The sequence below is a fragment of the Actinomyces oris genome (assembly GCF_001929375.1).
GTDB classification, from domain to species: domain Bacteria; phylum Actinomycetota; class Actinomycetes; order Actinomycetales; family Actinomycetaceae; genus Actinomyces; species Actinomyces oris_B.
On the sequence record NZ_MSGO01000036.1, the window covers coordinates 136899 to 161306 of the forward strand.

Sequence of the window (24408 nt, forward strand, 5' to 3'; positions counted from 1 at the left end):
ACGTGACTCAGCCGCCCCCCGCCACGGCCCACCCCGGTCTGTTCATCTCCTTCGAGGGAGGTGACGGCGTCGGCAAGACGACGCAGATCCGCATTCTCGCCGACCTCCTGACCGCAGCGGACGTGGACCACATCCTCACCCGCGAGCCGGGCGGCACGGAGCTCGGCGTCGAGATCCGCCGCCTCCTCCTGCACGGCGGGCACGTCGCCCCGCGCGCCGAGGCCCTCCTGTACGCCGCCGACCGCGCCCACCACATCGCCACCCGCGTGCGGCCCGCCCTCGAGCGCGGCGCCGTCGTCCTGGCCGACCGCTACCTCGACTCCTCGGTCGCCTACCAGGGCGCGGCCCGCTCTCTCGGCCCCCAGGAGGTCCGCGACCTGTCCCTGTGGGCCACCGAGGGACTCCTGCCGGACCTGACCATCCTGCTCGACGGCGACCCCGACCTGGCCGAGCGGCGCACCACCGGCCGCGGCGCCAAGGACCGTCTCGAGCAGGAGGGGGACGTCTTCCGCGCCGCCCTGCGCGAGCAGTTCCTCACCCTGGCCCAGGCCGAGCCCGAGCGCTTCGTCGTCGTCGACGCCGACCGGCCCGTCGACCAGGTGGCCGACGACGTCATCGAGGCCGTTGTCGCCGCCGTGCGCCGCCACGGCGTGCACCTCGCCCACGGCGGGGCCCACCAGGGCGTGCTCCTGGGCCTGGAGGCCTTCGTGGAGGCCTTCGTGGAGGCCGCCGTCCGCCGTAGCGCCGCAGGGCCGGGCGAGGAGGTGCGCTCATGAGCGTGTGGGAGGACGTCGTCGGCCAGGAGAGCGCCGTGGCCGCCTTCACCGCCGCGGCCCGGGCCGCCCGCCAGGCCGCCCAGCAGCGCGAGGCGCAGGCCGCCGCCGGTCTGGCCCCCGAGGAGGCGCGAGACGGGGTCGCGCGCCCGGGGGCGGCCTCACCGGCCGGGCTCGCCATGACCCACGCCTGGCTGGTGACCGGCCCACCCGGGTCGGGCCGCTCGAATGCCGCCCGCGCCTTCGCCGCCGCCCTGCAGTGCACCGGCCCCGTGCCCGGCTGCGGGCAGTGCAAGCCCTGCCGTGACGTCATGGCCGGCTCCCACCCCGACGTCGTGCGCCTGGCCACCGAGAAGCTCATCATCACCATGGAGGAGGTCAAGACCCTCATCGGTGAGGCACAGCGCCGCCCCTGGACCGGACGCTGGCGCGTCATCCTCGTCGAGGACGCCGACCGCATGGCCGAGCGCACCACCAACGTCCTGCTCAAGTCCATCGAGGAGCCCCCGCCCCAGACCGTCTGGCTGCTGTGCACCCCCAGCGCCGACGACGTCCTGCCTACCATCCGCTCCCGCTGCCGCCTGGTGACGCTGCGGATCCCGCCGGCAGACGCCGTCGCCGAGCTCCTCGTGCGCCGTGACGGCGCCGACCCCGAGCTGGCCGCCCGGGCCGCCCGGGCCAGCCAGTCACACATCGGGCTCGCCCGCCACCTGGCCACCGACGCCGGCGCCTGGGACCGGCGCCGTCGCCTCCTGCTCGCCCCGGTCTCCCTGCGCAGCGTCGGTGACGCCGTCCTGGCCGCCGCCTCCCTGGTGGAGGCCGCCGAGTCCGAGGCCAAGGAGGCCACCGCCGAGCGCGACGCCCGCGAGAAGGCCGAGCTCACCCGCGCCCTCGGCCTGGAGAGCGACGGGAAGATCCCAGCGGCCCTGCGCGCCCAGATCCGCCAGCTCGAGGAGGACCAGAAGCGCCGCGCCAAGCGCGCCCGCACCGACGTGCTGGACCGGGCCATGATCGACCTGCTGTCCTTCTACCGCGACGTCCTGACCACCCAGATGGGCAGTGACGTCGAGCGCGTCAACCTCGACCTGTCCGAGGCCGTCGACCAGGCCGCCCGCACGACGAGCCCCGAGCAGTCCCTGGCCCGCATCGCCGCCATTGAGGAGTGCCGCAGCCGCCTGCGCTCCAACGCCGCCCCCCTGCTGGCCGTCGAGGCCCTCATGGTGCAGCTGCGGCCCCAGGCCGAAGGAAGGTGAGCGCCCAGCCCCGCCCGACCCACGGCGGGGCATGAAACCGACGTCGTAGGGCCCGGGCCACTGCCGGCGCAACCCCCCAAAACCAGGACGGCCGCGGCCAGGTGTGCAAGAGTCGTGACATGACCGTGACACAGTCCGGGGTCGAGGGCGGCGGCCACGCCGCTCGGTTCGAGCCGATCATCCGCAGATCGAGCCCGCAGGAGCGGGTCGTCGCCTGGGGACTCATCGCCGTCGGCCTCCTGGGGCTGGCCATCGGGCTGGCGATCATGACCTACGGGCAGTACCGGGGGATGCTCGCCTGTTTCGTCGTGGCGGCGCTGTGCCTCCTCATGGGCTACCCGACCCTGTGGCCGCGGACCGTCTTCGACCAAAGCGGCATCCACAGCAGGACGCTGCTGCGCTCCTACGACCTCGCCTGGCCCGGTTCCCGGGACGACTTCGACATCGCCCAGGAGCCCCGCCCCGCCCGCCGCATCGGCGGCGCGGGTCCGAGCGTGCAGGCGACAGTGCGCAGCGGGGCGGGCACGGTGGTGCTGGGAGGAATGACCGCTTGGGCTCTCACCGAGCCCAGGGCTCGTTTCCTCATGGAGGACGAGCTCGATCGGCTCTGGGCCTGGGCCGCCTCCTGGGGGCTGGTACCCGCCGAGGACCCGGAGGGCAAGAGGACTCGCAGTGGGGAGGGAAACGGCCCATCTCATCCCTGAGAGGGATCCTGCACCGGCTGGTCGGTTCATATGATGCTGCTCATGGAAACGAGAACGAAGCATCCTCCCAAGAATCGGCCTTATCGGTCCTCGCCCGCGGTCGTGGACGAGGCGAGAGGCTCCGGTGGCCTTCGACGTCGTCGGGTGTCTGCTGGGGTGCTGGCGGCTGTGGCGGGTGTGTGCCTGGGGGTGGGGGCCGGTGTGGTTCCTGCTGCTGCGGTGCCCGCTGCGGGGCCGGCTCCGGCTGCGTCTTCCAAGGCGGCGGTGCCCAAGGGGCTGGAGTCCTTCTACGGTCAGAAGGTCGAGTGGTACGACTGTGTGGCCACCGGTGGGGTGGAGAGGTCTGCTGACAGGACCGGTTTTCAGTGCGCCAAGGTCAAGGTGCCGTTGGACTACTCCCAGCCCGATGGCCAGACCATTGAGATCGCGATGAAGAAGCACCTGGCCACCGGCTCGGTGCGCCAGGGCACCCTCTTCGTCAACCCCGGCGGCCCCGGCGGATCCGGGGTGGATACCGTCAGCACGATGGCGACGACGACCTTCGCCGGCGTGCAGAGCTCCTACGACATCATCGGCTTCGACCCCCGCGGCGTCGGTGCCTCCACCGCCATCACCTGCACCTCCGACACCGAGGTGACGGCAATGGCGGAGGCCGCCCCGGTCAATGCCGCAGCCGGCGCCACGACATTCGAGCAGCGGGCCGCCGCCATCTCCGCGCAGTTCAAGAAGCTGGAGGCCAACTGCGCGGCGAACACCGAGCCGGCCGAGCTGCTCGACCATGTGGACACCGTCTCGGTGGCCCGGGATCTCGATGTCCTGCGAGCGCTGTCCGGGGACCAGAAGCTCAACTACCTGGGCTTCTCCTACGGCACCTACCTGGGTGCCCACTACGCCGAGCTCTTCCCGGCCAACACCGGCCGCATGGTCCTCGACGGCGCCCTGGACCCCAGCCTGACCTACAACGAGCGCAGGCAGGGGCAGGCGCAGGGCTTCGAGCGGGCGCTGCGCAACTACGTCGCCTGGTGCCAGTCAGGACAGGACTGTCCCCTCACCGGTGACACCGACGCCGGCGTCAAGCAGATCGGAGACCTCTTCACCTCGGCCAACCAGTCGCCCGTGCCCTCCTCGGGCCCGAACCGCCCGGTGACGGGCGAGGACATGAAGCAGGTGATCGCGCTTCTGCTCTATTCTCCGGAGACTTCCTGGGAGACTGGCAATGAGGCCCTGGCGCAGGTCATCAACGAGCACGACGCCTCGATCTTCAGGACGATACTGACCCGGCTCGACGCGCAGCCCGCGGTCAGCACCGGTGCGATGATCGGCACCAACTGCCTGGACTACCGGGTCGAGGGCGATATGGCCACCTGGGCGGCGCAGAGCAAGGAGCTGGAGAGGATCGCCCCCCGCTTCGCCACCATCGCGGAGGCCGGCGACCTCGGCTGCCAGGCCTGGGGGCACAACGGGACCCGGCCGCCCAAGGCGCTCCACGCCAAGGGGACCGCGCCGATCCTCGTGATCGGGACGACCGGCGACCCGGCCACTCCGCACGAGTGGGCCGTGGCTCTGGCCGATCAGCTGGACTCCGGCCGGCTCCTCACCTGGGAGGGCAATGGCCACCTGGCCTATGCCAACCCCGCGCACGGTCCCTGCGTCACCAAGGCGGTCGACACCTACCTGCTCACCGGCACCATGCCCAAGAAGGGGCTGACGTGCCACGGCACGGAGTGAGCCCTCAAGGAACCGCCACGCTCCTGCCGACTCTCCACTGAGGATCGTCAGGGAGCGATGCGGGTTACTCATCACCGTGGTTGGGGCGCTGGAGACAAGCGCCCCAACCACGGTTCTTCTTCACTCTCAGATGCCTGCCCATGACGCACACACGTTCCGTTTACTGTTTGTAATATAACGTTTATGAAAAATAGAGTGAATGAATCTTCCGGTCCGCGACGAGTCGCTCCGGGACGTCGTCGGGTGTCTGCCGGGGTGCTGGCGGCTGTGGCGGGTGTGTGCCTGGGGGTGGGGGCCGGTGTGGTTCCTGCTGCTGCGGTGCCCGCTGCGGGGCCGGCTCCGGCTGCGTCTTCCAAGGCGGCGGTGCCCAAGGGGCTGGAGTCCTTCTACGGTCAGAAGGTCGAGTGGTACGACTGTGTGGCCACCGGTGGGGTGGAGAGGTCGGCTGACAGGACCGGTTTTCAGTGCGCCAAGGTCAAGGTGCCGTTGGACTACTCCCAGCCCGATGGTCAGACCATTGAGATCGCGATGAAGAAGCACCTGGCCACCGGCTCGGTGCGCCAGGGCACCCTCTTCGTCAACCCCGGCGGCCCCGGCTACTCCGGAGTGGACATGGTGGAGAGCAGCCAGACCCAGTTCTCACCCGCCCTCAACCAGGCCTACGACATCATCGGCTTCGACCCCCGCGGCGTCGGTGCCTCCACCGCCATCACCTGCGACGACGGCGCGGGCCAGCAGCCCGCCAAGGCCGCCCAGGGGGGCATGGGTGTCAACGACCCCCAGCCCGGCTCCCTCGCCGCCGACGTCGCCGGGGACGACCCCACCCCCTTCCGGGACGCTGAGAATCCTGCTGCCGACGGCGGAGCGGAGGGCGACATCGACTTCCCGACCCTGATCGGCGAGATCACCAAGGACTTCAAGCAGGAGGAGGCCAACTGCGCCGCCCACACCAAGCCGGCCGGGCTGCTCGACCATGTGGACACCGTCTCGGTGGCCCGGGATCTCGATGTCCTGCGGGCGCTGTCCGGGGACCAGAGGCTCAACTACCTGGGCTTCTCCTACGGCACCTACCTGGGTGCCCACTACGCCGAGCTCTTCCCGGCCAACACCGGCCGCATGGTCCTCGACGGCGCCGTCGACCCCTCCCTGTCACTGGGGGACCGGGCCGCCGGGCAGGCCAAGGGCTTCGAGACCTCACTGCGCACCTACGTCGAGCAGTGCCAGTCCGGCCAGGCCGTCCAGGAGGGCCAGAACTGTCCCCTGACCGGTGACGCCGACGCCGGGGTGCAGCAGATCCGGGCCCTCATCGCCTCGGCCGACAAGACGCCGCTGAAGACCTCGGACCCGAACGTCACCGTGGACGGCAGCACGATCCGCAGCGTCGTCCGCCGCCTCCTGTACTCCTCCGAGTACTGGCCCTTCCTCACCTACGCCCTCGACCAGGCCATCACCCAGAAGGACGGCTCCTACATCCAGGTGCTCTACGGGAAGGCGACGGCCGGAGGCAGCACCCCGACCTTCTACGCCGTCAACTGCCAGGACATCCCCGTCCAGGGCGACATGACCAGCTGGGAGAAGGAGTACCAGCAGATCCTCCAGAGCTCGCCAACCTTCGGCGCCTCCTTGGGCAACCAGGATGCGCGCTGCCAGGCCTGGGGGCACAACGGGACCCGCAAGCCCGCACCCATCCACGCCAAGGGGGCGTCCCCCATCCTGGTGGTGGGCACCACCGGTGACCCGGCCACGCCCTACGCCTGGTCCCAGGCCCTGGCTGATCAGCTCGAGTCCGGCCGGCTCCTGACCTGGGAGGGCAACGGCCATACCGCCTACGGGCGCTCGGGTCCCTGCGTCCACAAGCCCGTCGACGCCTACCTCATCAGAGGGACCATGCCCGAGGAAGGCCTGACCTGCAAGAACGGACAGTGACACCGGACCGTCCCCGCCCCCGGGGCCTCGATGGGAACTTCTTCCCACTCCGTCTCCAGGAGGAGGCCCCGGGCGGCTCGGCAGCATAAGGTTCACGTCGTGACTACTACGACTTCTCCCCGGCCTCGTATCAAGCCTCTGCTCGTGGCACTCGCTGCGCTTCTGGCCTGCGGGGGCCTGACCGCCTGCCAGGACGAAACCGACATCAAGGCCTCGCCGGCAACGGCGTCGGCCTCGGCAGCGGTTCCGGCCGGGCTGGAGAGCTTCTACAACCAGAAGGTCTCCTGGTACGCCTGTGACAAGAAGGGGATGGCAGAGGCGAAGTCGGGGAAGGACACCGGCTTCACCTGCGCCAAGGTCAAGGTGCCGCTGGACTACAACAACCCCGGCGGCGAGACGATCGAGATCGCGGTGAAGAAGCGGGCCGCCGGCGGGGACTCGGTCGGCTCGCTGTTCATCAACCCGGGCGGGCCGGGAGGATCGGGCATCGAGCTGGTCGAAAACGTCGGTTCCTACTTCTCCAAGAACCTCACCAGCTCCTACGACGTCGTCGGCTTCGACCCGCGTGGCGTGGGCGCCTCCACGGCGGTCGACTGCCTGACCGACGCCGAGCTCGACGCCGAACGAGCCGGGGCGAACGACCCGGCGACCCCCTCGGCCACGGCCACCCAGGAGCGGGCTCAGAAGATGGGGGAGGCCTGCGCGTCGAAGACCAGCACCGCGGGGCTCCTGGACCACATCGACACCATCAGTGCCGCCAAGGACCTCGACATCCTGCGTGCGGTCGACGGCCAGCAGGCGCTCACCTACCTGGGCTTCTCCTACGGCACCTACCTGGGGGCCACCTACGCCGAGCTGTTCCCGGCCAACACGGGGCGGCTGGTCCTCGACGGCGCCGTCGACCCCTCCCTGAGCGCCGCGGAGCTGACCCTGGGGCAGGCCAAGGGCTTCGAGGCCTCGCTGCGGGCCTACGTGCAGAACTGCCAGAGCTCCAAGCTGGGCTGCCCCCTGAGCGGGGACGTCGACTCCGGGGTCTCCCAGGTCCGCGAGCTCCTCGAGTCCACGAAGACGGCGCCGCTTCAGACCTCTGACGACAAGCGGCCGCTGACCTACGACCTGGCCGTTTACGGGGTACTGGGGTCGATGTACCAGACCCAGCTGTGGCCCTCCCTCACCCTGGCGCTGTCCCAGGCGATGGGCAAGGTGGGCAGTCCGGACGGAAGCGCGCTGCTGGCCATCGCCGACGCCGTCTCCTCCCGCCAGAGCGACGGCAGCTACTCCGGTAACGGCGCCGAGGCCCTCATGGCGGTCAACTGCCTGGACTACCCGGTCCAGGGGGACAACGCCTCCTGGGAGGAGGACGCCAAGGCCGTCAAGGAGGCCTCGCCCACCTTCGGCTCCCAGCTGCTCTACCCCGACGCCTACTGCCAGGGCTGGGGCCACACGTCGAGCCGCAAGCGCGAGAAGATCACGGCCTCCGGCGCCGCACCGATCCTCGTGGTGGGCACCACCGGTGACCCGGCCACGCCCTACGCCTGGTCCGAGGCCCTGGCCGACCAGCTCGAGTCCGGTCAGCTCATGACCTGGAAGGGCAACGGGCACACCGCCTACGGACGCTCCAACGAGTGCGTCAAGAAGGCCGTGGACACCTACCTGCTCAACGGGACGATGCCGGACAAGGGACTCACCTGCTGATCATCTCGGGGTGCCCGCCGCGCCCGGCTCGCGCAGACCATGAGATCGGCCCCGAAACGACGTGAATGTCGTCCGGGGCCGACTCCTCAACCGCCGAGCAGCACCGGCGCCGGTGCTGCTCGGCGGTTGAGCGCCCGACTCACTGGCTCAGCTCGCCGGCGATGGACCGTCCCATCCAGTGGGCCAGGTCGTCTCCGGCCAGTCCCTGCGAGAGCAGGAACTGGACCTTGGCGTAGGCGGCCTCCAGGGTCATGTCGCGGCTGCCGACGGCACCGCTGCGGGCCAGCGCGTCCCCGGCCTCGTAGTGCCCCAGGACGACCTCGGACTCCTGGCACTGGGAGGTGACGATGACGGCCGTCCCGGCGGCGATCACCCCTTGGACGACGTCGGTCAGCCCCGGCTCCTGGGAGGGCACGTTGCCGACTCCGAAGGCCCGCAGGATCACGGCCTCGGGCAGTGGCGTCAACAGCGCCTCCAGACGGGCCGCGGTGATGCCCGGGACCAGGTCGATCACGACGACGTCGTGGCGGGTGTAGGGGGCGGTGTCCTTCCAGCCGGCTCCCGACCACGCGGTCTGCGTCCACTGCCATGGGGCGCCGGCGGTGGCCAGAGGGGCCGCATTGGGGGAGTCGAAACCGGTGAAGGCCCACGAGGAGGACTTCGTCGCCCGGTTCCCGGCCAGGAGCCGATGACCGAAGAACAGCGCCACCCCGTCGAGGCGCCCGGAGGTTGCGGCCTGGAGCGCCCCGGTGACGTTCGCCGCTGCGTCGCTTCCCAGCACTCCGAGCGGGAGCTGGGAACCGGTGATGACGACGGGAACGCGCAGGTCCGTCAGCGCATAGGACAGGGCGGCACTGGTGTAGGCCATCGTGTCGGTTCCGTGCAGGACGACGAAGGCGGCCTGCGGGTCGGCAGCGGCGTGGGCGCGCAGGTCGTCCACGATCGCCTGCCAGGACAGCGGGGTGGCGTTCGAGGAGTCGATGAGCGGGGCCAGCGAGGTCAGGGACACCGAGCGCGCCAGGGGCGTGCCCGCCAGCTGCGAGTCGAGCCACCCCTCCAGATCCGCGCCGGGCACGAGGCCGTGAGGGGAGTCCACCATCCCGATGGTGCCCCCGGTGTAGGTGATGTGGACGTGCATGGGTGCAGCCTCCTGCCGGTCAGGCCTCGTGCGTCGAGGCGGATGCGGCCCCGGCCACCTCGTCGGCGAGGACCTCGTCGAGCAGATCGCCCCGGATACGTCCCCGCACCGCGTACCAGCCCGCCACCATCATGACGACGACGATGGCGAACAGGCCCAGGGTCCAGCGTCCGGCCGGGTCGGCCACGTTCGAGACGACGACGATGGTGAAGAAGGCCAGGGCCGCGTAGTTGCTCCAGGGGGCGAAGGGCATCCGGTAGGCCGGCCGCACCTCCTTGCCCTCCTGCACCCGGCGCAGGAAGGCGAGGTGGGTGACGAGGATGGCTCCCCAGGTCCCGGCGATGCCGATTCCGGCCAGGTTCATGACGATGTCGAAGGCGTCACCGGGCAGGTAGGCGTTGAGGACGACGCCGAGCAGCCCCAGGGAGGAGGTGATGATGATGCCCCCGGCGGGGACCTGGTGCTTGTTGAGTCCGGCCGCCACCCGAGGGGCCTCACCGGCCACCGCCATGGAGCGCAGGGTGCGTCCGGTGGCGTAGAGGCCGGCGTTGAGGGAGGACAGCGCAGCGGTGAGAACCACGACCTGGATGATGTCACCGGCGTAGGGGACACCGATCCCGGAGAAGAAGGTGACGAAGGGCGACTCGGTCTTCGAGTAGGACGTGTAGGGCAGGACCAGCGCCAGCAGCATGACCGAGCCGACGTAGAAGACGAAGATGCGCAGAATCATCGAGTTGATCGCCTTGGGCAGGATTTTCTCCGCGTCCTTCGCCTCTCCAGCGGCCACTCCTACCATCTCCGTGCCTCCGAAGGCGAAGACGACGCCGAGGGTCAGGGCGAAGACGATCGGGAGTCCTTCGGGGAAGAAGCCTCCGTTTCCGAGGATGTTGTGGGCGCCTGCGGTGATCGCCCCTCCGTCGGAGTCTGTTTCGGTGTGAAGCCCGAGAACAATGGCGACAATGGCCGCCACCATGAAGGACACGATGGCGGCGACCTTGATGAGTGCGAACCAGAACTCGGCCTCCCCGAACATCTTGACGTTGAGCATGTTGAGGATGAAGACCAGGACGAGTGCGATGAGCGCGAAGGCCCACTGCGGGACAACCTTCAGCGTCGTCCAGTAGTGGAGGTAGAGGGCCACGGCCGTGATGTCGGCCATGACGGTGACCGCCCAGTCCAGGAAGAAGAACCAGCCGGTGATGTAGGCGCCCTTCTCGCCGAGGAACTCACGGGCGTAGGAGACGGATGCGCCGGAGGAGGGTCTGCGGATGGCGAGCTCGCCCAGAGCACGCACCATGAGGAAGGCGAAGATCCCGCAGACGGCATAGGCGAACATCAGACCCGCCCCGCCGTCCTTGAGCCGACCGCCGGCACCCATGAAAAGGCCCGTGCCGATGGAGCCGCCAATGGCGATCATCTGCAGGTGGCGGTTCTTCAACGACTTGTTGTACCCGGCGTCGCCGCGGTCCTGGATCCGGTCGGGCTGGGAAGTGCGTGAGGATGACGACGAAGCACCCGCGTGTGGTGATCGAGAGGTGGGGGAATGGCTGGACGGAGACTCGCTCATAGAGATCCTTACGGAGAGGAAGACCTGTTGAATGACGTGCGGAGAATACCGGGACCGGTGGTGCGGGCGATGCGGGGCGACTGCTGAGCTCAGTCGCGCTCCTGTCCAGGATGCGCTCCGCCGCAGTCGTGATCCGCTGCTGAGCCGGGGGAGGCCTGGGCGTTGTGGGACTGTGGGACAAGGGAGGGGCCTTCGTCGTCGGTGACGGTTCCGATGAGACAAGGAAGGTGGATGACTGTGTTGAGGAACACTGTTCTCCTTGTGGCGCCGGATTGCGGTGGCGGCCGGAGGGCCGGTATGTTCGGCTCTGCTGCTTGTGCCAGCGCCGCCTTAGCTCAGTCGGCAGAGCGATTCACTCGTAATGAATAGGTCGTGGGTTCGATTCCCACAGGCGGCTCGATCAGCCCCGGGAGGTCACGCCTCCCGGGGCTTTTGCGTTCCGGGAACCTCGCCCGCGGCCCCTCGGTGTGCCTTCCGGCACATTCGGCGGCCGCAGCGGTTGTTCCGCGTGCGTGTTCTGGGGATGACCGCATGGCTGAAATCCTTCGTCGTCGTGCGGCAAGGGGTGGGGCGTGGCTCGAACGGGGCGGATTCTCCTGCCTTGACGTGATGCGCCCTCGAGGTGAGAGCCGTGGTGGCGCAGGCATTCCCTTCCGGCTGAGAGAATCCCCCACCGCTATCTGAGAGTCATCTGGGAGATTGGCTGTCTCGGATTGGCTGGTCGTTGGATACCTCTAGCCGGCCGGAGGGGATGGAGCGTTGTGCCCGGATTGTTCTGCCCAGTCTCGTGAGGATCTCCAAAGGGCGCCTCAGTGCTTTCACAGTTTTCGTCTCGGTCATCAAGGCACCCGGGGCGGTATGGAGCCGCGCGCCGCTGTGTGATTAGAGGGTAGGGGCCGGTAATGAGGGCGGCGAAAAGCCGTGTTGCATTGAGGGCAACTATTGTTTAATCTAACGTTGTCCGCAGCGGGATACATCCTTCAGGCCCGCTCCCTCCACTCAGAATGAGGAATCATGGCACAGAAGACTCAGGTCATCCTCGTCGACGATGTCGACGGGTCCGAGGCCAATCAGACTGTCACCTTCGCCCTTGATGGCGTCACCTACGAGATCGACCTGAACGACGAGCACGCAGCCGCTCTTCGTGAGTCCCTTGAGGAATGGGTCGGAAAAGCTCGTCGCACCGGCGGCCGCCGCAGTTCCGGTCGTCGTCGTTCCAGCGGTCCTTCTGACACTCAGAAGATTCGCGAGTGGGCCCGCGAGCAGGGCCTTGAGGTTTCTGACCGCGGTCGCGTCTCCGCTGAGGTGCGCAAGGCCTACTATGAGGTCAACCCTGGCAACTGAGGGAACGTGGGGCGTCCGGCTCGCATGAGGCCGGTACCCTGCATCGAGTCATTCTCGAGCTGATTGCCACCTCGCACCACGGCTCTGGTTGTGCGCTCAGGCGCATCACCAGGGCCGTGGTGTTTTCAATACGTGAATTCACCCCGTGAGCGGGCGTTATCGCTGCGAGCGGTGCCTTCGGGCCGACGCGCCGGCGCCCTCGCCCGCTGAGATCGCCCTTCCTAGGCCTCGCGCCATGCCTGCGATCCTGGCAGAATGGGCCCATGGCTTACACCCTCGTACTGCTCCGCCACGGCGAGAGCGAATGGAACGCGAAAAACCTCTTCACCGGCTGGGTCGATGTCCCACTGTCAGACAAGGGCCGCGCCGAGGCCGTCCACGGCGGAGAGCTCCTCAAGGAGGCCGGTGTCCTCCCCGAGAAGCTCTTCACCTCGATGCTGCGCCGCGCCATCATGACCGCCAACCTCTCCCTGGACGCCGCGGACCGCCACTGGATCCCGGTGGAGCGCGACTGGCGCCTCAACGAGCGCCACTACGGCGCCCTGCAGGGCAAGAACAAGAAGGAGATCCGTGACGAGTACGGAGAGGAGCAGTTCATGCAGTGGCGCCGCTCCTACGACGTGCCGCCGCCGGCCATCGAGGCCGGCTCGGAGTTCTCCCAGGACACCGACCCCCGCTACGCCGGTGAGCCCATCCCCGCCACCGAGTGCCTCAAGGACGTCCTCGAGCGCCTGCTGCCCTACTGGGAGGGCACCATCGTCCCCGAGATCAAGACCGGCAAGACCGTCATGATCGCCGCCCACGGCAACTCGCTGCGCGCCATCGTCAAGCACCTCGACGACATCACCGACGACGACATCGCCGGCGTCAACATCCCCACCGGGATCCCGCTGGTCTACGAGCTCGACGAGGAGACTCTCAAACCGCTCAAGAAGGGCGGCCGCTACCTCGACCCCGAGGCCGAGGCCAAGATCGCGGCAGTGGCCAACCAGGGCAAGTGAGCCCCGGCGGCCTGCCGCACCCTGAAGGACGCGGGCGGCGTCGGACCTCAAGGAAGGTCCGGCGCCGCCCGTCTCATCGGCTCCGGGTGCTCAGTGGAGCGCGTCGGCGTCCTCGGCGTCGTGCGTCTCCGGCATGGAGGCGCCCGAGACGAGGTAGGCCACGCGGCTGGCCACGGACGTGGAGTGGTCGCCGAAGCGCTCCAGGAAGCGGCCCATGAGGACGGCGTCGATGACCTGCTGACGGCTCAGGTCGTGAGCCGGGTCCAGGATCATCTGGAAGGAACGGCGGTGCAGGGCGTCGAGCTCGGCGTCGTTGGTCTGAATGACGGAGGCCAGATCCAGGTCCCGCGTCGAGATGAGGCGGGCGACGTCCTTGCCCGCGCGCACCGCCAGGTCCGCCATCTCCAGGATGAGGCCCAGGACCGGCTCGGGCAGCGGCGGCTCGGGGTAGCGGCCCCGGGCGATGGCCGCCACGTGGCGGGCCAGGTCGCCCTGGCGCTCGAGGGTCTGGGCCATGCGCAGCGCCGACAGGACGTTGCGCAGGTCCCCGGCCACCGGCTGCTGACGGGCCAGCAGCATGACGCACAGGTCGTCGATGTCGCGCTGGAGGTCGTTGATGCGCTCGTCGGCGTCGATCACCTGCTCGGCGATGACGATGTCCCCCTGGCGCAGGGACTCCGCGGCCCGCTCGATCGCGGTGGCGACCTGGTTGGCCATGGACTCGAGGTCGGAGCCCAGCTGCTTGAGCTCCTGGTTGAAGATGGCGCGCATGAGGCTGCTCCTGTTCCGGGCGAGGACCGATGGCTCGGGTCGGTCGGTGAGGTGGATCGACGGCGCTGCCCGGCGATCCCGCCGAGGCCACCGCCAAGGATGTTGCCCCTAAGCACAGCAGCCCTGCGACCCCGCCGCAAGCGGCACGCCCAGGGCGGGGGCGGGCCGGTGGGCGCCGTCGGCGCTCATCTACCCTAGAGACGTGGGCCTGACCGTCACCGTTCTCCTCATCGCCGCCATCTGCCTCCTGTGCCTGGGGGCGGGGATCGGTGTCGCGCTGTCCCGGCGCAAGCGCAGGGAGGCCACGAGCGCCGCCGACCTGGCCGGCCTGGCCGGGACCGACACGGCCGTCCCGGTGCTGGCGGCACTGCGCTCGACAGTCGTCGTCCTCGATGACGACGACGAGGTCCTGCGCGCCTCGGCGTCGGCCTACACCTTCAACATCGTGCGCGACGACGCCGTCGTCGAGCCGACCGTGGTGGCGATGGTGAGCCGCGTGCGGGCCTCGGGCCAGGCGCAGGACGCGGCCGTCACCGTGGCCCGGGGGCGGGTGCCGGGCGCGGGCCAGTTCCACCTGCAGGTGCGCGTGGCCGGCATCGGACAGGGGCGCGTCCTCATCCTCATCGAGGACCACACCGCGGCCCGCCGGGTGGAGGCCATGCGCCGCGATTTCGTCGCCAACGTCTCCCATGAGCTCAAGACCCCGGTCGGCGCGATCCAGCTGCTCGCTGAGACCGTTGAGGCCGGCGCCGACGACCCCGACTTCGTGCGCGACTACTCCGGGCGCATGCGCAAGGAGGCCCGCCGCCTGGGTGTCCTGGTCCAGGAGATCATCGAGCTCACCCGCCTTCAGGAGGGCGACGCCCTGGCCGAGCCCGAGGTCGTCGACATCGACGACGTCGTCGCCGAGGCCGTGGACCGGGTGCGTGTCGAGGCCGACGGCCGCCAGATCACCCTCGTGGCCGGGGGAACCAGGGGGCTGCGGGTGCGCGGCGACGCCGCCCTCATCACCACCGCCGTGCGCAACCTGCTGGACAACGCCATCCGCTACTCCGAGCCGCGCACCCGGGTCTCGGTGGGCGTTTCGCTGGACGCGGAGGACCCCGACATCGTGCGCATCGCCGTGGTCGACCAGGGCATCGGCATCCCCAAGGAGGAGCAGGAGCGCGTCTTCGAGCGCTTCTACCGCGTCGACAAGGCCCGCTCGCGCGCCACCGGGGGCACCGGGCTGGGCCTGAGCATCGTCAAGCACGTGGCCGCCGACCACGGCGGCACCGTCGAGCTGTGGTCCGCCCCGGGACGCGGCTCCACCTTCACCCTCGTGCTGCCGCGCCTGGGCGAGGGCGAACCGGTCGGGGCCGGCTCGGTCGAGGACGAGCCCGCCGACGCCGCGGCGGAGCACACCCCCGGGAGCGGCTCATGAGCCCGGCGGAGCGCTCCGCAGCGTCGAGTGCGGGGCCGGGTGCGGGGGCGCTCGTCCCCTCCGACGCACCGGCCGCGTCGTCGACGACTCCGGTGAGCGGCCCGACGCGGATCCTCCTGGTCGAGGACGAGGAGAACTTCCGTGACCCGCTCGCCTTCGGCCTGCGGCGCGACGGCTTCGAGGTGGTCGAGGCCGAGGACGGCCAGCGCGCCGTCGAGATCTTCGAGGCCTCCCGGCGCCCCGGCGGCGTCGGCCCCATCGATCTGGTCCTGCTGGACCTCATGCTGCCCCGCCTGGACGGGACCGAGGTGTGCACCCGGATCCGGCGCTCCTCCTCCGTGCCGGTCATCATGCTCACCGCCAAGGACACCGAGCTGGACAAGATCGTCGGCCTGGAGATCGGGGCCGACGACTACGTCACCAAGCCCTACTCCTACCGGGAGCTCCTGGCGCGCCTCAAGGCGGTCCTTCGCCGTAGCCGCGCCGGCGCCCCGGAGCCCGAGCCGGTGCTGGTCGCCGGTGCGGTGCGGATGGACGTCGAGCGCCACGAGGTCAGGGTCGACGGCGAGGCGGTCGCCATGCCGCTGCGGGAGTTCGAGCTCCTGGAGCTGTTTCTGCGTCACCCCGGCCGCGTGCTCACCCGCAGCCAGATCCTTGAGCGCCTGTGGGGACCCGATTACGGGGGAGACACGAAAACTCTCGACGTGCACGTCAAACGGCTCCGGGGCCGGATTGAGGCCGACGCCTCCAAACCGGTTCTCATCACCACTGTCAGGGGGCTCGGCTATCGCCTGGATGGGGATTCGGAGCACTGATCCCCAATGCGGGCGGCGCCGCAGTTCTCGCTCCCGGTTCCGGGTGGCGCCCGCCGTGACCTCTGTGAGATACGTCCCCGATCTTTGCGCGGAATGACCTGATAAACTAGAGGTCCCCAAACCAGTCTGGAGAGTCATCCTTATGACCTATGAAGTCGGTGAGACTGTCGTCTACCCGCACCACGGGGCCGCCCGGATCATTGATATCCGGCAGCGCAAGGTACGCGGTGAGGAGAAGACGTATCTGCAGCTCGAGGTGGCCCAGGGTGACCTGACCATCTTGGTGCCCGCCGAAAGCGTTGAGCTCATCGGCGTCCGTGACGTGGTTGATGAGACCGGTTTGGAAAAGGTCTTCGAGGTGCTGCGGGCACCGCTGACCGAGGAGCCCACGAACTGGTCTCGCCGTTTCAAGGCCAACCAGGAGAAGATCGCCTCCGGGGACGTCATCAAGGTCGCCGAGGTCGTGCGGGACCTCTCCCGCCGTGACACGGACCGCGGCCTGTCCGCCGGTGAGAAGCGCATGCTCGCCAAGGCCCGCCAGATTCTCGTCTCCGAGCTGGCCCTGGCCCAGAAGACCCCCGAGGAGGAGGCCGAGTCCCGCCTGGACGAGGTCCTCGCCTCCTAAGATCGCGCAGTGCCCGTGCTCAGGGTGACGGGGACGCGGTAGCGTCCTGCCCGTGAGCACCAGCCCTTCATCCCAAGCATCCGCCCCGCCCGAGTCCCCTCCGGGTGGGGCGGTCGCCGTTCTTACCGCGGCGGGCTCCGGTTCCCGTCTGGGCGCCGGGGTCCCCAAGGCCCTCGTCCCGGTGGGCGGCGTCAGCCTCCTGCGGCGGGCGGCGGCCGGGCTCATCGCCTCGGGCGCCGTCAGGTACGTCGTCGTCACCGCCCCCGCTGAGGAGGTCAACCGGTTCCGCGCCGAGCTCGAGGGCCTGGCGGACGGAGCAGCCGCGGGCGAGGGCGGCCGATGCGGCGGGATCGAGGTTGTCGCCGGCTCGCCCCGCTCCAGGCAGGCCTCCGTGGCCCTGGGGCTCGCAGCGGCCCTGGCCGCCGTGCCGCATGCCGACGTCGTCATCGTCCACGACGCCGCGCGGGCGCTGACGCCGCCGGAGGTGACACAGCGCGTGATCGCCGCTGTGCGAGCCGGACACGAGGCCGTGGTCCCGGCGCTGCCCGTGACCGACACCGTCAAGGAGGTCGAGGCCCGCCAGACGGGGGAGGCCGAGCCCGTCGTCGGTACTCCCCGGCGCGACCGGCTCCGGGCGGTCCAGACCCCGCAGGGCTTCGAGACCTCCGTGCTCGTCGCCGCCCATCGTGCCGGGGCCGAGCGGGCCGGAGACGAGGCGCTCGCCGCCTCCGACGACGCCGGCCTGGTTGAGGCCTGCGGCGGCAGCGTCGTCGTCGTCGCAGGTGACGAGCTCGCCTTGAAGGTGACCACGCCGATGGATCTGGCCCTGGCCGAGCTGCTCCTGGAGCGGCAGACCGCTCAGGGGGAGCGCCCTGCCGGAGGGTGTGGGGAGAACTGATGATCAGGTCTGTTCCCCTTTCGGTACCGCCACCGGCCCGGATGGCTCTATCGTCTCTCCCATGAGCATGACAGTGACTGCTCCGACGCAGGCCGGCTCCCGCACCCGGCTCCTGTCCTGGCCCGTCATCGCCTGGGGCCTGTGGGACTGGGGATCGGCGGCCTTCAACGCGGTCATCACCACCTTCGTCTTCACCGTCTACCTGGTCAGCGACTCCTTCGGGGCCAAGGCGGACAACGAGTCGGCGCTGTCCCTAGGGCTGGCCATTGCCGGCCTGTTCATCGCCCTGCTGGCGCCGGTGACCGGGCAGCGCTCGGATAGAGGCGGGCGGACCGTCTTCTGGCTCGGGGGCTACACCGCGGTGGTGGTGGCGGTCTCGGCGGCCCTGTTCCTGGTGCGGCCCGAGCCCGGCTACCTGTGGTTCGGCATCGTCCTGCTGGGGGTCGGCAACATCTTCTTCGAGCTGGCCTCGGTCAACTACAACGCCATCCTCAACCACCTGGCCTCCAAGGACCGCATCGGTGCCGTCAGCGGCCTGGGGTGGGGGATGGGCTACCTCGGCGGCATCGTCCTGCTGCTCATCCTCTACGTCGCCCTCGTGGGGCCGAGCCCCCTGGTCTCCTTCCCCGCCGGAAGCGGGATGGGGGTGCGCGTCGCCATGCTGGTGTCGGCGGCCTGGTTCGGTCTGTCCGCGCTTCCCGTCCTCATCAACCGCTCCCGCAGGCTCGGGCGCTCCTGCGCCGAGGACGTCGGGGAGGTCAGTGAGGGGATGGCGACCGCTGAACCGGGACGGGACCGGGCCGCCATGGAGACAGAGCCGGTGGAGGCCGTCTCCCACCAGGGCAGGCGCAAGGAGTCGATCCTGACCTCCTACAAGCTGCTGTGGCGCACCCTGCTCCAGCTGCACAACTTCCAGCCGCGCCTGCTGTGGTTCCTGCTGGCCGCCGCCGTCTTCAGGGACGGGCTGGCCGGGGTCTTCACCTACGGCGGCATCATCGCCCAGAACACCTTCGGCTTCTCATCGGGCGATGTCATCATCTTCGCCATCGTGGCCAACATCGTGGCCGGTATCGCCACCATCTGGGCCGGGCGGCTCGATGACCGCTTCGGGCCGCGCAACGTCATCATGGCCAGCCTCATCATCCTGGTGGTGGCCGGCCTGCTGGTGTTCTTCCTGCACACCGCCGGGACCGTGGCCTTCTGGGTGCTGGGCCTGCTCCTGTCGGCCTGCGTGGGGCCGGCCCAGTCGGCCGCCCGATCCTTCCTGGCCCGCCTCATACCCGAGGGGCAGGAGGGCGAGATCTTCGGGCTCTACGCGACCACCGGGCGGGCGGTGTCCTTCATGGCGCCCGCGATGTACGGCATCTTCATCTACCTGGGGACGCGCATCGTCGGGCCGGGCGCGAACTACTGGGGGATCCTCGGGATCGTCGCGGTGCTGGCCATGGGGCTGCTCCTCATGCTGCGCGTGGGCAACCCCGTCGCCGATGAGGAGTCGGCCGCGTAGACCGCCGTCGCGTTCGTACCTTAGGTCGCGCGGTCGAGGGTTGAGGGTACGACCGCGCGACCTACCCTACGACCGCGAGGCGCTCGCTCAAGAGGGAGCTCGGTGGCCGGACAACCCCTGGCCTCCTCCGGCCCGCCTGTGCCCCGAACCGGTTTACTCCACGAGGGCGGGGATCTGCTGGTCGCGGGTTGTGCGTACTGCACGAAGGCCCCACCTACCTGGAGTACCCCCGACTCTCCTGCAGTAGCACCCCGCCCTCGTGGAGTGGGCATGGCCGGCGGCTTGGTGTCCATGACGCTGACATCAACTCCGCACCGATGCGGCACACCGAAGACCAACCACGGAATTCCAACGATTCTCGAGGGGAGCTTTGAGGGTGGGCTCGTTGATGTCAGCGCTGTGGACACTGGACGGAGGACGGGATCGACTCCGTGGGGCCTTGGCGGCGAAGCCGGCCGCGTAGACCGCCGTCGCGTTCGTACCTTAGGTCGCGCGGTCGAGGGTTGAGGGTACGACCGCGCGACCTACCCTACGACCGCGAGGCGCTTCATCACGACGAGGCCCTCCTTGGCGCCGAAGCAGGGCAGGAAGCCAGGAAGGGGGTGCCGGTGGGGCCCGAGAAAGGACTCGGCCCGCGGTTCGGAAGTCCGAACCGCAGGCCCAAGCCTCGCGAGGTTCCACCTGCAACCCGGGGTCCCATGCACCCGAGGAGGAGGTTCCTCCTTCGCCGAAACGATGGTGTCAGGCTCCCTATGACCCGACGCCATCTCAGAGGATCGATCTGTCACTGGGCTCCCCAACCCTCGAGACCGTCCCTGTCCAGCGGTGATCACTATGTAACGCCCTCACCCTGTGAGGATGTGGGACAGAATCCTGGGAAAAATCTGGGAAATTCGCGGGTGGGTTGGTTCGGTGACTCAAGCCTTCCCCTGAGAGGGGGTGGGGCTCAGTATCGCTCAGGAGGCGGGAGAGAACCGCACCGCGGTGCCCGAGGCGGTCACCATGAGCATGCCGTTGTCCGAGCCCAGCGTCTCGTAGTCGATGTCGACGCCGACGACGCCTTCAGCGCCGAGCTCCTGGGCGCGCTGCACCATCTCAGCCAGGGCCGTCTCCCGGGCCTGAACGAGCTCGGCCTCGTAGGTCTGGGAGCGACCGCCCACTATGTTGCGGAACCCGGCGGCCATGTCCTTGAGGGCGTTGACTCCGGCGATGGTCTCACCGCAGACGACTCGCAGGTACTGGGTCACGGGGTATCCCTCGACGGTGGGGGTGGTGGTCACGAGCATGATGGCGATGACTCCGTTCTTATGCGGTGATGGTTGGTACGAGCACCCTACAGCGTCGAAATCTACTCGTGACCTGACGGCGCGGCCTGCCTGGCCAGCCTCAGCAGGCGGCTGTAGCGTTCGCTGATCCGCTCATGGGGAACGGGCTCTCCGTCGAGGCTCCAGGTCAGGAGGTGTCCCAGGTCGAATCGAGAGGCGCAGCGCGAGCAGGAGACGGGTGAGACCGGACGGCGCATGCGGTCCACCTCGTGGCCTGCCGGACACCTGCCCACCCAGCGTCCCCGTAGCCGTGGAGCCTGAACGTCAATGAGCCGCCGGCCCGTGGCTCCCAGCCGGGTCGCCTCGGCGGCCCAGACGGCGTCGTGCCCGTGCTGAGGGCCGACGCGGGCGTGGGCGATCTCGTGCAGGACCGTCTCGCGGACCTGGGCCTCGTCGTACAGGCTCATGAGGTGGCGGCTGAGCGTGATCCGACGTCGTGCATGATCGGTCTGTCCGGCCCGCCGACGCGCCCGGTCGAAGGCCAGATCCCAGTCGCCGACGTCGGCCTTCTCCATGAGGGAGCGCGTCAGGCTCAGGACGTCGGGAAGATTCACGGCCCCACGGTATGCGACGGCGGACTCACCCGGCCGACGGCGGTACTGTGGGACGCATCGCCTCCCGCCGAATTCTGGTCGGACAGTCGTCTTGGGAAGCTCGGGCTGCTTCGGGCCGTGCATCGGCCCGTGATGTGACACGATGGCGCCGATGTCCCACCATCCCTCCGGCCGACGTCCGCGGCCCCAACGAAGCACCGCAGGATCCGGCTCGCCTCAGCCCGCACGTGCGCTGCGCAGCGCCCGCCCAGCCGCGCAGCGCGGTACCGATCACGCCCGACGGGACGATGCGAGTCGTCGTCCCGGGCGGGGCAAGGGACGCCGAAGGGGCGGCCTCCTGCGTGCCGGTGCCAGACGGAGACGGGGACGCAGGGGCGGTGTCCTTCAGTCCTTCCTGAGAAGCCCGATCGGCGTCGCCCTGGTCGCCTTCCTGGTCACGCTCCTGGTGGGACTCATCGTGCTGCGTGCTACCGGTTCCTCGCTCGGCGGCTTCGCTCTGGGGTGGGGGCGGGCCGCTGACACCGGAACAGGCTCTGCGCCCGCACCCCTGGTGCCCGACGCCAGCGGCTTCAACGCCGCCCGCATCATCGATGACGAGGTCTTCTACGACTCCCAGGCCATGACGCGCGAGGAGATCGCCGCTTTCGTCACCAGAGTCAACGCCGGCTGCCAGCCGGGCAGTGACGGCACCGAGTGCCTGGCCACCGCCACCTTCTCCGTGCAGGCCCGTCCGGCCAGCACCTTCTGCCCCGGAGGCATCGAGGCCGCCTCCGGCGTCAGCGCGGCCGACGTCATCTGGAAGGTCTCCCAAGCCTGCGACATCAATCCCCAGGTGCTCCTCGTCCTCATTCACAAGGAGCAGGGGCTGCTCACCGCCTCCGGCGCGAGCCTGAGCGCTCGCGACTACGAGGCCGCAGCCGGTTACGCCTGCCCCGACCATAAGACCTGCGACCCCCAGTGGGCCGGCTTCCCCTCCCAGCTCTACGGGGCGGCCTCCCAGTTCCATCGCTACCGCCTCGACCCGGGCAGCTACGACGTTGTGGCGCAGCAGCCCACACAAATCGCCTACTCGCCCGATGTGCTGTGCGGCAGTGGTGAGGTGACGGTGGAGAACCAGGCGACGGCGGGCCTGTACAACTACACGCCCTTCCAGCCCAATGAGGCCGCCGCACATGGCGGGGACCAGTGCACCTCGTGGGGTAACTGGAACTTCTACGGCTACTTCAAAACCCTCTTCGGTACCCCGAGGTCGGATTGAGGGGGGCCGGCGGAGGGGACGGATTCCGCTGTATTTCAAGGGATTCCAGGTGAGGTGTCATAGCCCCCGGAAGATCGTGACCATATCGTCATCAAGCGTCATCATTTAGATGCGCGATTTTCAGTCTTCTCTCAGACAGCATCGGCAGAGTCATAGTCACCGCTGAACGGTGGCGACCGTGAGGTACTGGGGAGTACCACTGACCGGCCATCACTGAGTCTGGGCCACAGCCAAGGGAATGTGCTCGGGCGTTTCGGCGAAGGAGGACCCGCTGCCGAATGGGAACCGGTAAGCGACCTCGTTGCGAAGGGCCCGACCCGGTGGTTCAACTGGGGCGGGCCTTCGCAGTACCTGGGCGCAGGACCATCCGGTCTACGCCCAGGCATGTTTGCGGGGACCTGTCAGTGGGCATGACATGATGCGAGTATGACGCTGCCGCCGGTACTGGCGACCACCTGGGTCGTCATCGAGTACCTCATCAAGATCGCCGCGCTGGGCACGGTTCCGGAGAACCGTCGCCCGTCGTCGTCGACCGCCTGGCTGCTGCTCATCTTCCTGCTGCCCGTCGTGGGACTCCCGCTCTACCTGCTCATCGGCAGCCCGTGGGTGCACGGCACTCGGCGCCGCCAGCAGCACACCGTCAACGAGATCACCCTCGACTACACCCGCGCCATGCCGGACCTGCCCAAGGGGGCGCGGCCCTCGACCTACCTGGCCGGGGCGGTGCGCATGAACCGCCGGCTGACCGGCCTGCCCTGCGTCAGCGGCGAGGTCGTGGCCGTCCACGCCGATCCTCGCAGCACCTATGAGGCCATGGCCCGAGCCATCGACGCCGCCACCGACCACGTGCACGTCGAGTTCTACATCATGAGCTGGGACGAGGTCACCGACGTCTTCTTCAGCTCCCTGGAGCGCGCGGTGGCCCGCGGGGTCACGGTGCGCCTCCTCCTGGACCACCTGGGCAGCCGCAAGTACCCCGGCTGGAAGCAGTTCTGCCAGCGCATGACCGACGCCGGCATCCGCTGGCGCCTCATGATGCCGCTGCTTCCGCTCAAGCGCCGCTGGCGCCGCCCGGACCTGCGCAACCACCGCAAGATCCTGGTCATCGACGGCGAGAAGGCCTTCATCGGCAGCCACAACGTCATCGACCCCACCTACCGGACCTGGCGCAATGTGCGGGCCGGGCGCCGCTGGGAGGACCTGTCCGTGGAGGTCACCGGCGAGATCGTCCTGGAGGCCCAGGCCGTCTTCGCCATGGACTGGTTCTTCGAGGCCGGTGAGCAGCTCGAGGCCTTCGACCTTGCCCTGGGAACGCCCGTGGAAATGCTGCCGGAGATGGCGGGTCTGCCGGGGATCCCGATAGGGACGCCGGCTCCCCGGCCGGGGCGGCCGGGCGCTGTCGTCAACGCCATGCAGCTCATCCCCTCCGGGCCTGGGTACCCCACCGAGCCGAACCTGCGGATGTTCCTGGCCCTCATCCACGGGGCCAAGCGGCGCGTGTCCATCACCAGCCCCTACTTCATCCCTGACGAGGCGCTGCTGGCGGCGATGACGTCGGCCGCCTACCGGGGGGTGGAGGTCGAGCTGTTCGTGGGCAAGGAGTCCGACCAGTTCATCGTCAGCCACGCCCAGCGCTCCTACTACTCGGCGCTCCTGGCGGCGGGGGTGCGGATCTACCTCTACCCCTCGCCGACCGTCCTGCACTCGAAGTACATGACGGTCGACGACGAGGTCGGGGTCATCGGGTCCTCCAACATGGATTTCCGCTCCTTCGCCCTCAACTACGAGGTCATGCTGCTGGCCTTCGGCGGGGACCTCGACGACCTGCTGCGCATCAACGGCGCCAACTATCGGGCTATCTGCACCGAGCTGACCCCCGAGCTGTGGGCCACCGAGCCCTGGTACAACCGCTACGTGGACAACGTCTGCCGCCTCATGTCCGCCGTGCTGTGAGGATGGCCGGGGGTGAGTGCTGCTCCCAGTTGCGCTTCAGATTTATAGGAAACGTACAATACGTGGCCGTTTTGGTTGTCTCGGCCTCGGGATGGATCTGTTGGGAATCCGGTGTGAAAACGACCGTCAGAGACCATCGTGGGAACTGTC

Annotated in this window: 21 protein-coding genes and 1 tRNA gene; 16 read left to right on the forward strand and 6 right to left on the reverse strand. The window is 69.1% G+C overall.

Features of this window, described 5'->3' with window-relative positions; translation table 11 throughout:
* Positions 1 to 2: 2 nt before the first annotated feature.
* From tmk to BKH32_RS08590, 6 genes are all read left to right on the forward strand, one after another.
* On the forward strand, positions 3 to 776 hold the full coding sequence (tmk, locus tag BKH32_RS08565; RefSeq protein ID WP_075249558.1) for a dTMP kinase: 774 nt from the start codon (positions 3 to 5) through the stop codon (positions 774 to 776).
* Complete coding sequence (locus BKH32_RS08570) at positions 773 to 2026, forward strand: DNA polymerase III subunit delta' (RefSeq protein ID WP_075249560.1); 1254 nt, start codon at positions 773 to 775, stop codon at positions 2024 to 2026. Before tmk ends, BKH32_RS08570 begins: the two co-directional genes overlap by 4 nt.
* 119 nt (positions 2027 to 2145) lie before the next feature.
* On the forward strand, positions 2146 to 2730 hold the full coding sequence (locus tag BKH32_RS08575; RefSeq protein WP_075249562.1) for a hypothetical protein: 585 nt from the start codon (positions 2146 to 2148) through the stop codon (positions 2728 to 2730).
* A gap of 144 nt (positions 2731 to 2874) precedes the next feature.
* A complete protein-coding gene (locus BKH32_RS08580) occupies positions 2875 to 4458 on the forward strand; it encodes an alpha/beta hydrolase (RefSeq protein ID WP_075249564.1) in 1584 nt (527 codons plus the stop codon).
* Positions 4459 to 4641: 183 nt separating this feature from the next.
* Entirely contained in the window at positions 4642 to 6384 is a 1743-nt protein-coding gene (locus BKH32_RS08585) for an alpha/beta hydrolase (RefSeq protein WP_075249566.1), read from the forward strand.
* Positions 6385 to 6414: 30 nt separating this feature from the next.
* Positions 6415 to 8079: an alpha/beta hydrolase gene (locus BKH32_RS08590; RefSeq protein WP_143222776.1), complete on the forward strand. Its 1665-nt coding sequence runs from the start codon at positions 6415 to 6417 to the stop codon at positions 8077 to 8079.
* A 139-nt stretch (positions 8080 to 8218) separates the two neighbouring features.
* Here BKH32_RS08590 and BKH32_RS08595 read toward each other — a convergent pair whose 3' ends face one another.
* The 3 genes from BKH32_RS08595 to BKH32_RS13935 form a co-directional block, all read right to left on the reverse strand.
* On the reverse strand, positions 8219 to 9217 hold the full coding sequence (locus BKH32_RS08595) for an asparaginase (RefSeq protein ID WP_075249570.1): 999 nt from the start codon (positions 9215 to 9217) through the stop codon (positions 8219 to 8221).
* Between the two features lie 19 nt (positions 9218 to 9236).
* Complete coding sequence (locus BKH32_RS08600; protein ID WP_075249572.1) at positions 9237 to 10784, reverse strand: amino acid permease; 1548 nt, start codon at positions 10782 to 10784, stop codon at positions 9237 to 9239.
* A gap of 89 nt (positions 10785 to 10873) precedes the next feature.
* Complete coding sequence (locus BKH32_RS13935; RefSeq protein WP_178384586.1) at positions 10874 to 11035, reverse strand: hypothetical protein; 162 nt, start codon at positions 11033 to 11035, stop codon at positions 10874 to 10876.
* 73 nt (positions 11036 to 11108) lie between these two features.
* On the opposite strand from BKH32_RS13935, the gene BKH32_RS08605 reads away from it, so the two are divergent.
* The 3 genes from BKH32_RS08605 (at position 11109) to BKH32_RS08615 (ending at position 13129) form a co-directional block, all read left to right on the forward strand.
* Positions 11109 to 11181: transfer RNA gene (locus BKH32_RS08605), tRNA-Thr, on the forward strand.
* Positions 11182 to 11798: 617 nt separating this feature from the next.
* Positions 11799 to 12128: a histone-like nucleoid-structuring protein Lsr2 gene (locus BKH32_RS08610; protein WP_070659414.1), complete on the forward strand. Its 330-nt coding sequence runs from the start codon at positions 11799 to 11801 to the stop codon at positions 12126 to 12128.
* A gap of 263 nt (positions 12129 to 12391) precedes the next feature.
* On the forward strand, positions 12392 to 13129 hold the full coding sequence (locus tag BKH32_RS08615) for a phosphoglyceromutase (RefSeq protein WP_075249574.1): 738 nt from the start codon (positions 12392 to 12394) through the stop codon (positions 13127 to 13129).
* Between the two features lie 90 nt (positions 13130 to 13219).
* Here the strand turns inward: BKH32_RS08615 and phoU are convergent, their stop codons facing one another.
* Positions 13220 to 13900 (reverse strand): phosphate signaling complex protein PhoU, encoded by a 681-nt coding sequence (gene phoU / locus BKH32_RS08620; protein WP_075249575.1) that lies wholly within the window; start codon positions 13898 to 13900, stop codon positions 13220 to 13222.
* A 202-nt stretch (positions 13901 to 14102) separates the two neighbouring features.
* Here phoU and BKH32_RS08625 point away from each other — a divergent pair, with 202 nt between their 5' ends.
* The 5 genes from BKH32_RS08625 to BKH32_RS08645 all read left to right on the forward strand — a co-directional run bounded on the left by BKH32_RS08625 (position 14103) and on the right by BKH32_RS08645 (position 19168).
* The gene (locus BKH32_RS08625; protein ID WP_075249577.1) at positions 14103 to 15323 is read left to right on the forward strand and encodes a sensor histidine kinase; all 1221 of its coding nucleotides are present in this window, start codon (positions 14103 to 14105) and stop codon (positions 15321 to 15323) included.
* Complete coding sequence (locus BKH32_RS08630; protein ID WP_256691436.1) at positions 15320 to 16138, forward strand: response regulator transcription factor; 819 nt, start codon at positions 15320 to 15322, stop codon at positions 16136 to 16138. The genes BKH32_RS08625 and BKH32_RS08630 overlap by 4 nt, the downstream gene beginning before the upstream one ends.
* A gap of 142 nt (positions 16139 to 16280) precedes the next feature.
* Entirely contained in the window at positions 16281 to 16763 is a 483-nt protein-coding gene (locus BKH32_RS08635; RefSeq protein WP_003779424.1) for a CarD family transcriptional regulator, read from the forward strand.
* A 52-nt stretch (positions 16764 to 16815) separates the two neighbouring features.
* Positions 16816 to 17661, forward strand: coding sequence for an IspD/TarI family cytidylyltransferase (locus tag BKH32_RS08640; protein WP_075249581.1), 846 nt, complete (start codon positions 16816 to 16818; stop codon positions 17659 to 17661).
* A gap of 61 nt (positions 17662 to 17722) precedes the next feature.
* Positions 17723 to 19168, forward strand: a complete 1446-nt coding sequence (locus BKH32_RS08645; RefSeq protein WP_075249583.1) for an MFS transporter — start codon at positions 17723 to 17725, stop codon at positions 19166 to 19168.
* A gap of 956 nt (positions 19169 to 20124) precedes the next feature.
* Here the strand turns inward: BKH32_RS08645 and BKH32_RS08655 are convergent.
* Together BKH32_RS08655 and BKH32_RS08660 are read right to left on the reverse strand one after the other, a co-directional pair.
* Positions 20125 to 20454 (reverse strand): heavy metal-binding domain-containing protein, encoded by a 330-nt coding sequence (locus BKH32_RS08655; RefSeq protein ID WP_075249587.1) that lies wholly within the window; start codon positions 20452 to 20454, stop codon positions 20125 to 20127.
* Between the two features lie 62 nt (positions 20455 to 20516).
* A complete protein-coding gene (locus tag BKH32_RS08660; RefSeq protein ID WP_075249588.1) occupies positions 20517 to 21047 on the reverse strand; it encodes a SprT-like domain-containing protein in 531 nt (176 codons plus the stop codon).
* A 151-nt stretch (positions 21048 to 21198) separates the two neighbouring features.
* Here BKH32_RS08660 and BKH32_RS08665 point away from each other — a divergent pair, with 151 nt between their 5' ends.
* Together BKH32_RS08665 and BKH32_RS08675 are read left to right on the forward strand one after the other, a co-directional pair.
* A complete protein-coding gene (locus BKH32_RS08665) occupies positions 21199 to 22305 on the forward strand; it encodes a hemagglutinin (RefSeq protein WP_256691446.1) in 1107 nt (368 codons plus the stop codon).
* Positions 22306 to 22731: 426 nt separating this feature from the next.
* Positions 22732 to 24258 (forward strand): phospholipase D-like domain-containing protein, encoded by a 1527-nt coding sequence (locus BKH32_RS08675; protein WP_075249590.1) that lies wholly within the window; start codon positions 22732 to 22734, stop codon positions 24256 to 24258.
* Positions 24259 to 24408: the final 150 nt, after the last annotated feature.

Bases quoted from the DNA above. Each gene is read 5' to 3' on its own strand.
- BKH32_RS08655 (WP_075249587.1), bottom strand. From the start codon at position 20,454: ATGCTCGTGACCACCACCCCCACCGTCGAGGGATACCCCGTGACCCAG.
- BKH32_RS08615 (WP_075249574.1), top strand. From the start codon at position 12,392: ATGGCTTACACCCTCGTACTGCTCCGCCACGGCGAGAGCGAATGGAAC.
- BKH32_RS08600 (WP_075249572.1), bottom strand. From the start codon at position 10,784: ATGAGCGAGTCTCCGTCCAGCCATTCCCCCACCTCTCGATCACCACAC.
- BKH32_RS08585 (WP_075249566.1), top strand. From the start codon at position 4,642: ATGAAAAATAGAGTGAATGAATCTTCCGGTCCGCGACGAGTCGCTCCG.
- BKH32_RS08575 (WP_075249562.1), top strand. From the start codon at position 2,146: ATGACCGTGACACAGTCCGGGGTCGAGGGCGGCGGCCACGCCGCTCGG.
- phoU (WP_075249575.1), bottom strand. From the start codon at position 13,900: ATGCGCGCCATCTTCAACCAGGAGCTCAAGCAGCTGGGCTCCGACCTC.
- BKH32_RS08570 (WP_075249560.1), top strand. From the start codon at position 773: ATGAGCGTGTGGGAGGACGTCGTCGGCCAGGAGAGCGCCGTGGCCGCC.
- BKH32_RS08635 (WP_003779424.1), top strand. From the start codon at position 16,281: ATGACCTATGAAGTCGGTGAGACTGTCGTCTACCCGCACCACGGGGCC.
- BKH32_RS08630 (WP_256691436.1), top strand. From the start codon at position 15,320: ATGAGCCCGGCGGAGCGCTCCGCAGCGTCGAGTGCGGGGCCGGGTGCG.
- BKH32_RS08645 (WP_075249583.1), top strand. From the start codon at position 17,723: ATGAGCATGACAGTGACTGCTCCGACGCAGGCCGGCTCCCGCACCCGG.
- BKH32_RS08675 (WP_075249590.1), top strand. From the start codon at position 22,732: ATGACGCTGCCGCCGGTACTGGCGACCACCTGGGTCGTCATCGAGTAC.
- BKH32_RS08590 (WP_143222776.1), top strand. From the start codon at position 6,415: ATGGGAACTTCTTCCCACTCCGTCTCCAGGAGGAGGCCCCGGGCGGCT.
- BKH32_RS08665 (WP_256691446.1), top strand. From the start codon at position 21,199: ATGTCCCACCATCCCTCCGGCCGACGTCCGCGGCCCCAACGAAGCACC.
- BKH32_RS08595 (WP_075249570.1), bottom strand. From the start codon at position 9,217: ATGCACGTCCACATCACCTACACCGGGGGCACCATCGGGATGGTGGAC.
- BKH32_RS08610 (WP_070659414.1), top strand. From the start codon at position 11,799: ATGGCACAGAAGACTCAGGTCATCCTCGTCGACGATGTCGACGGGTCC.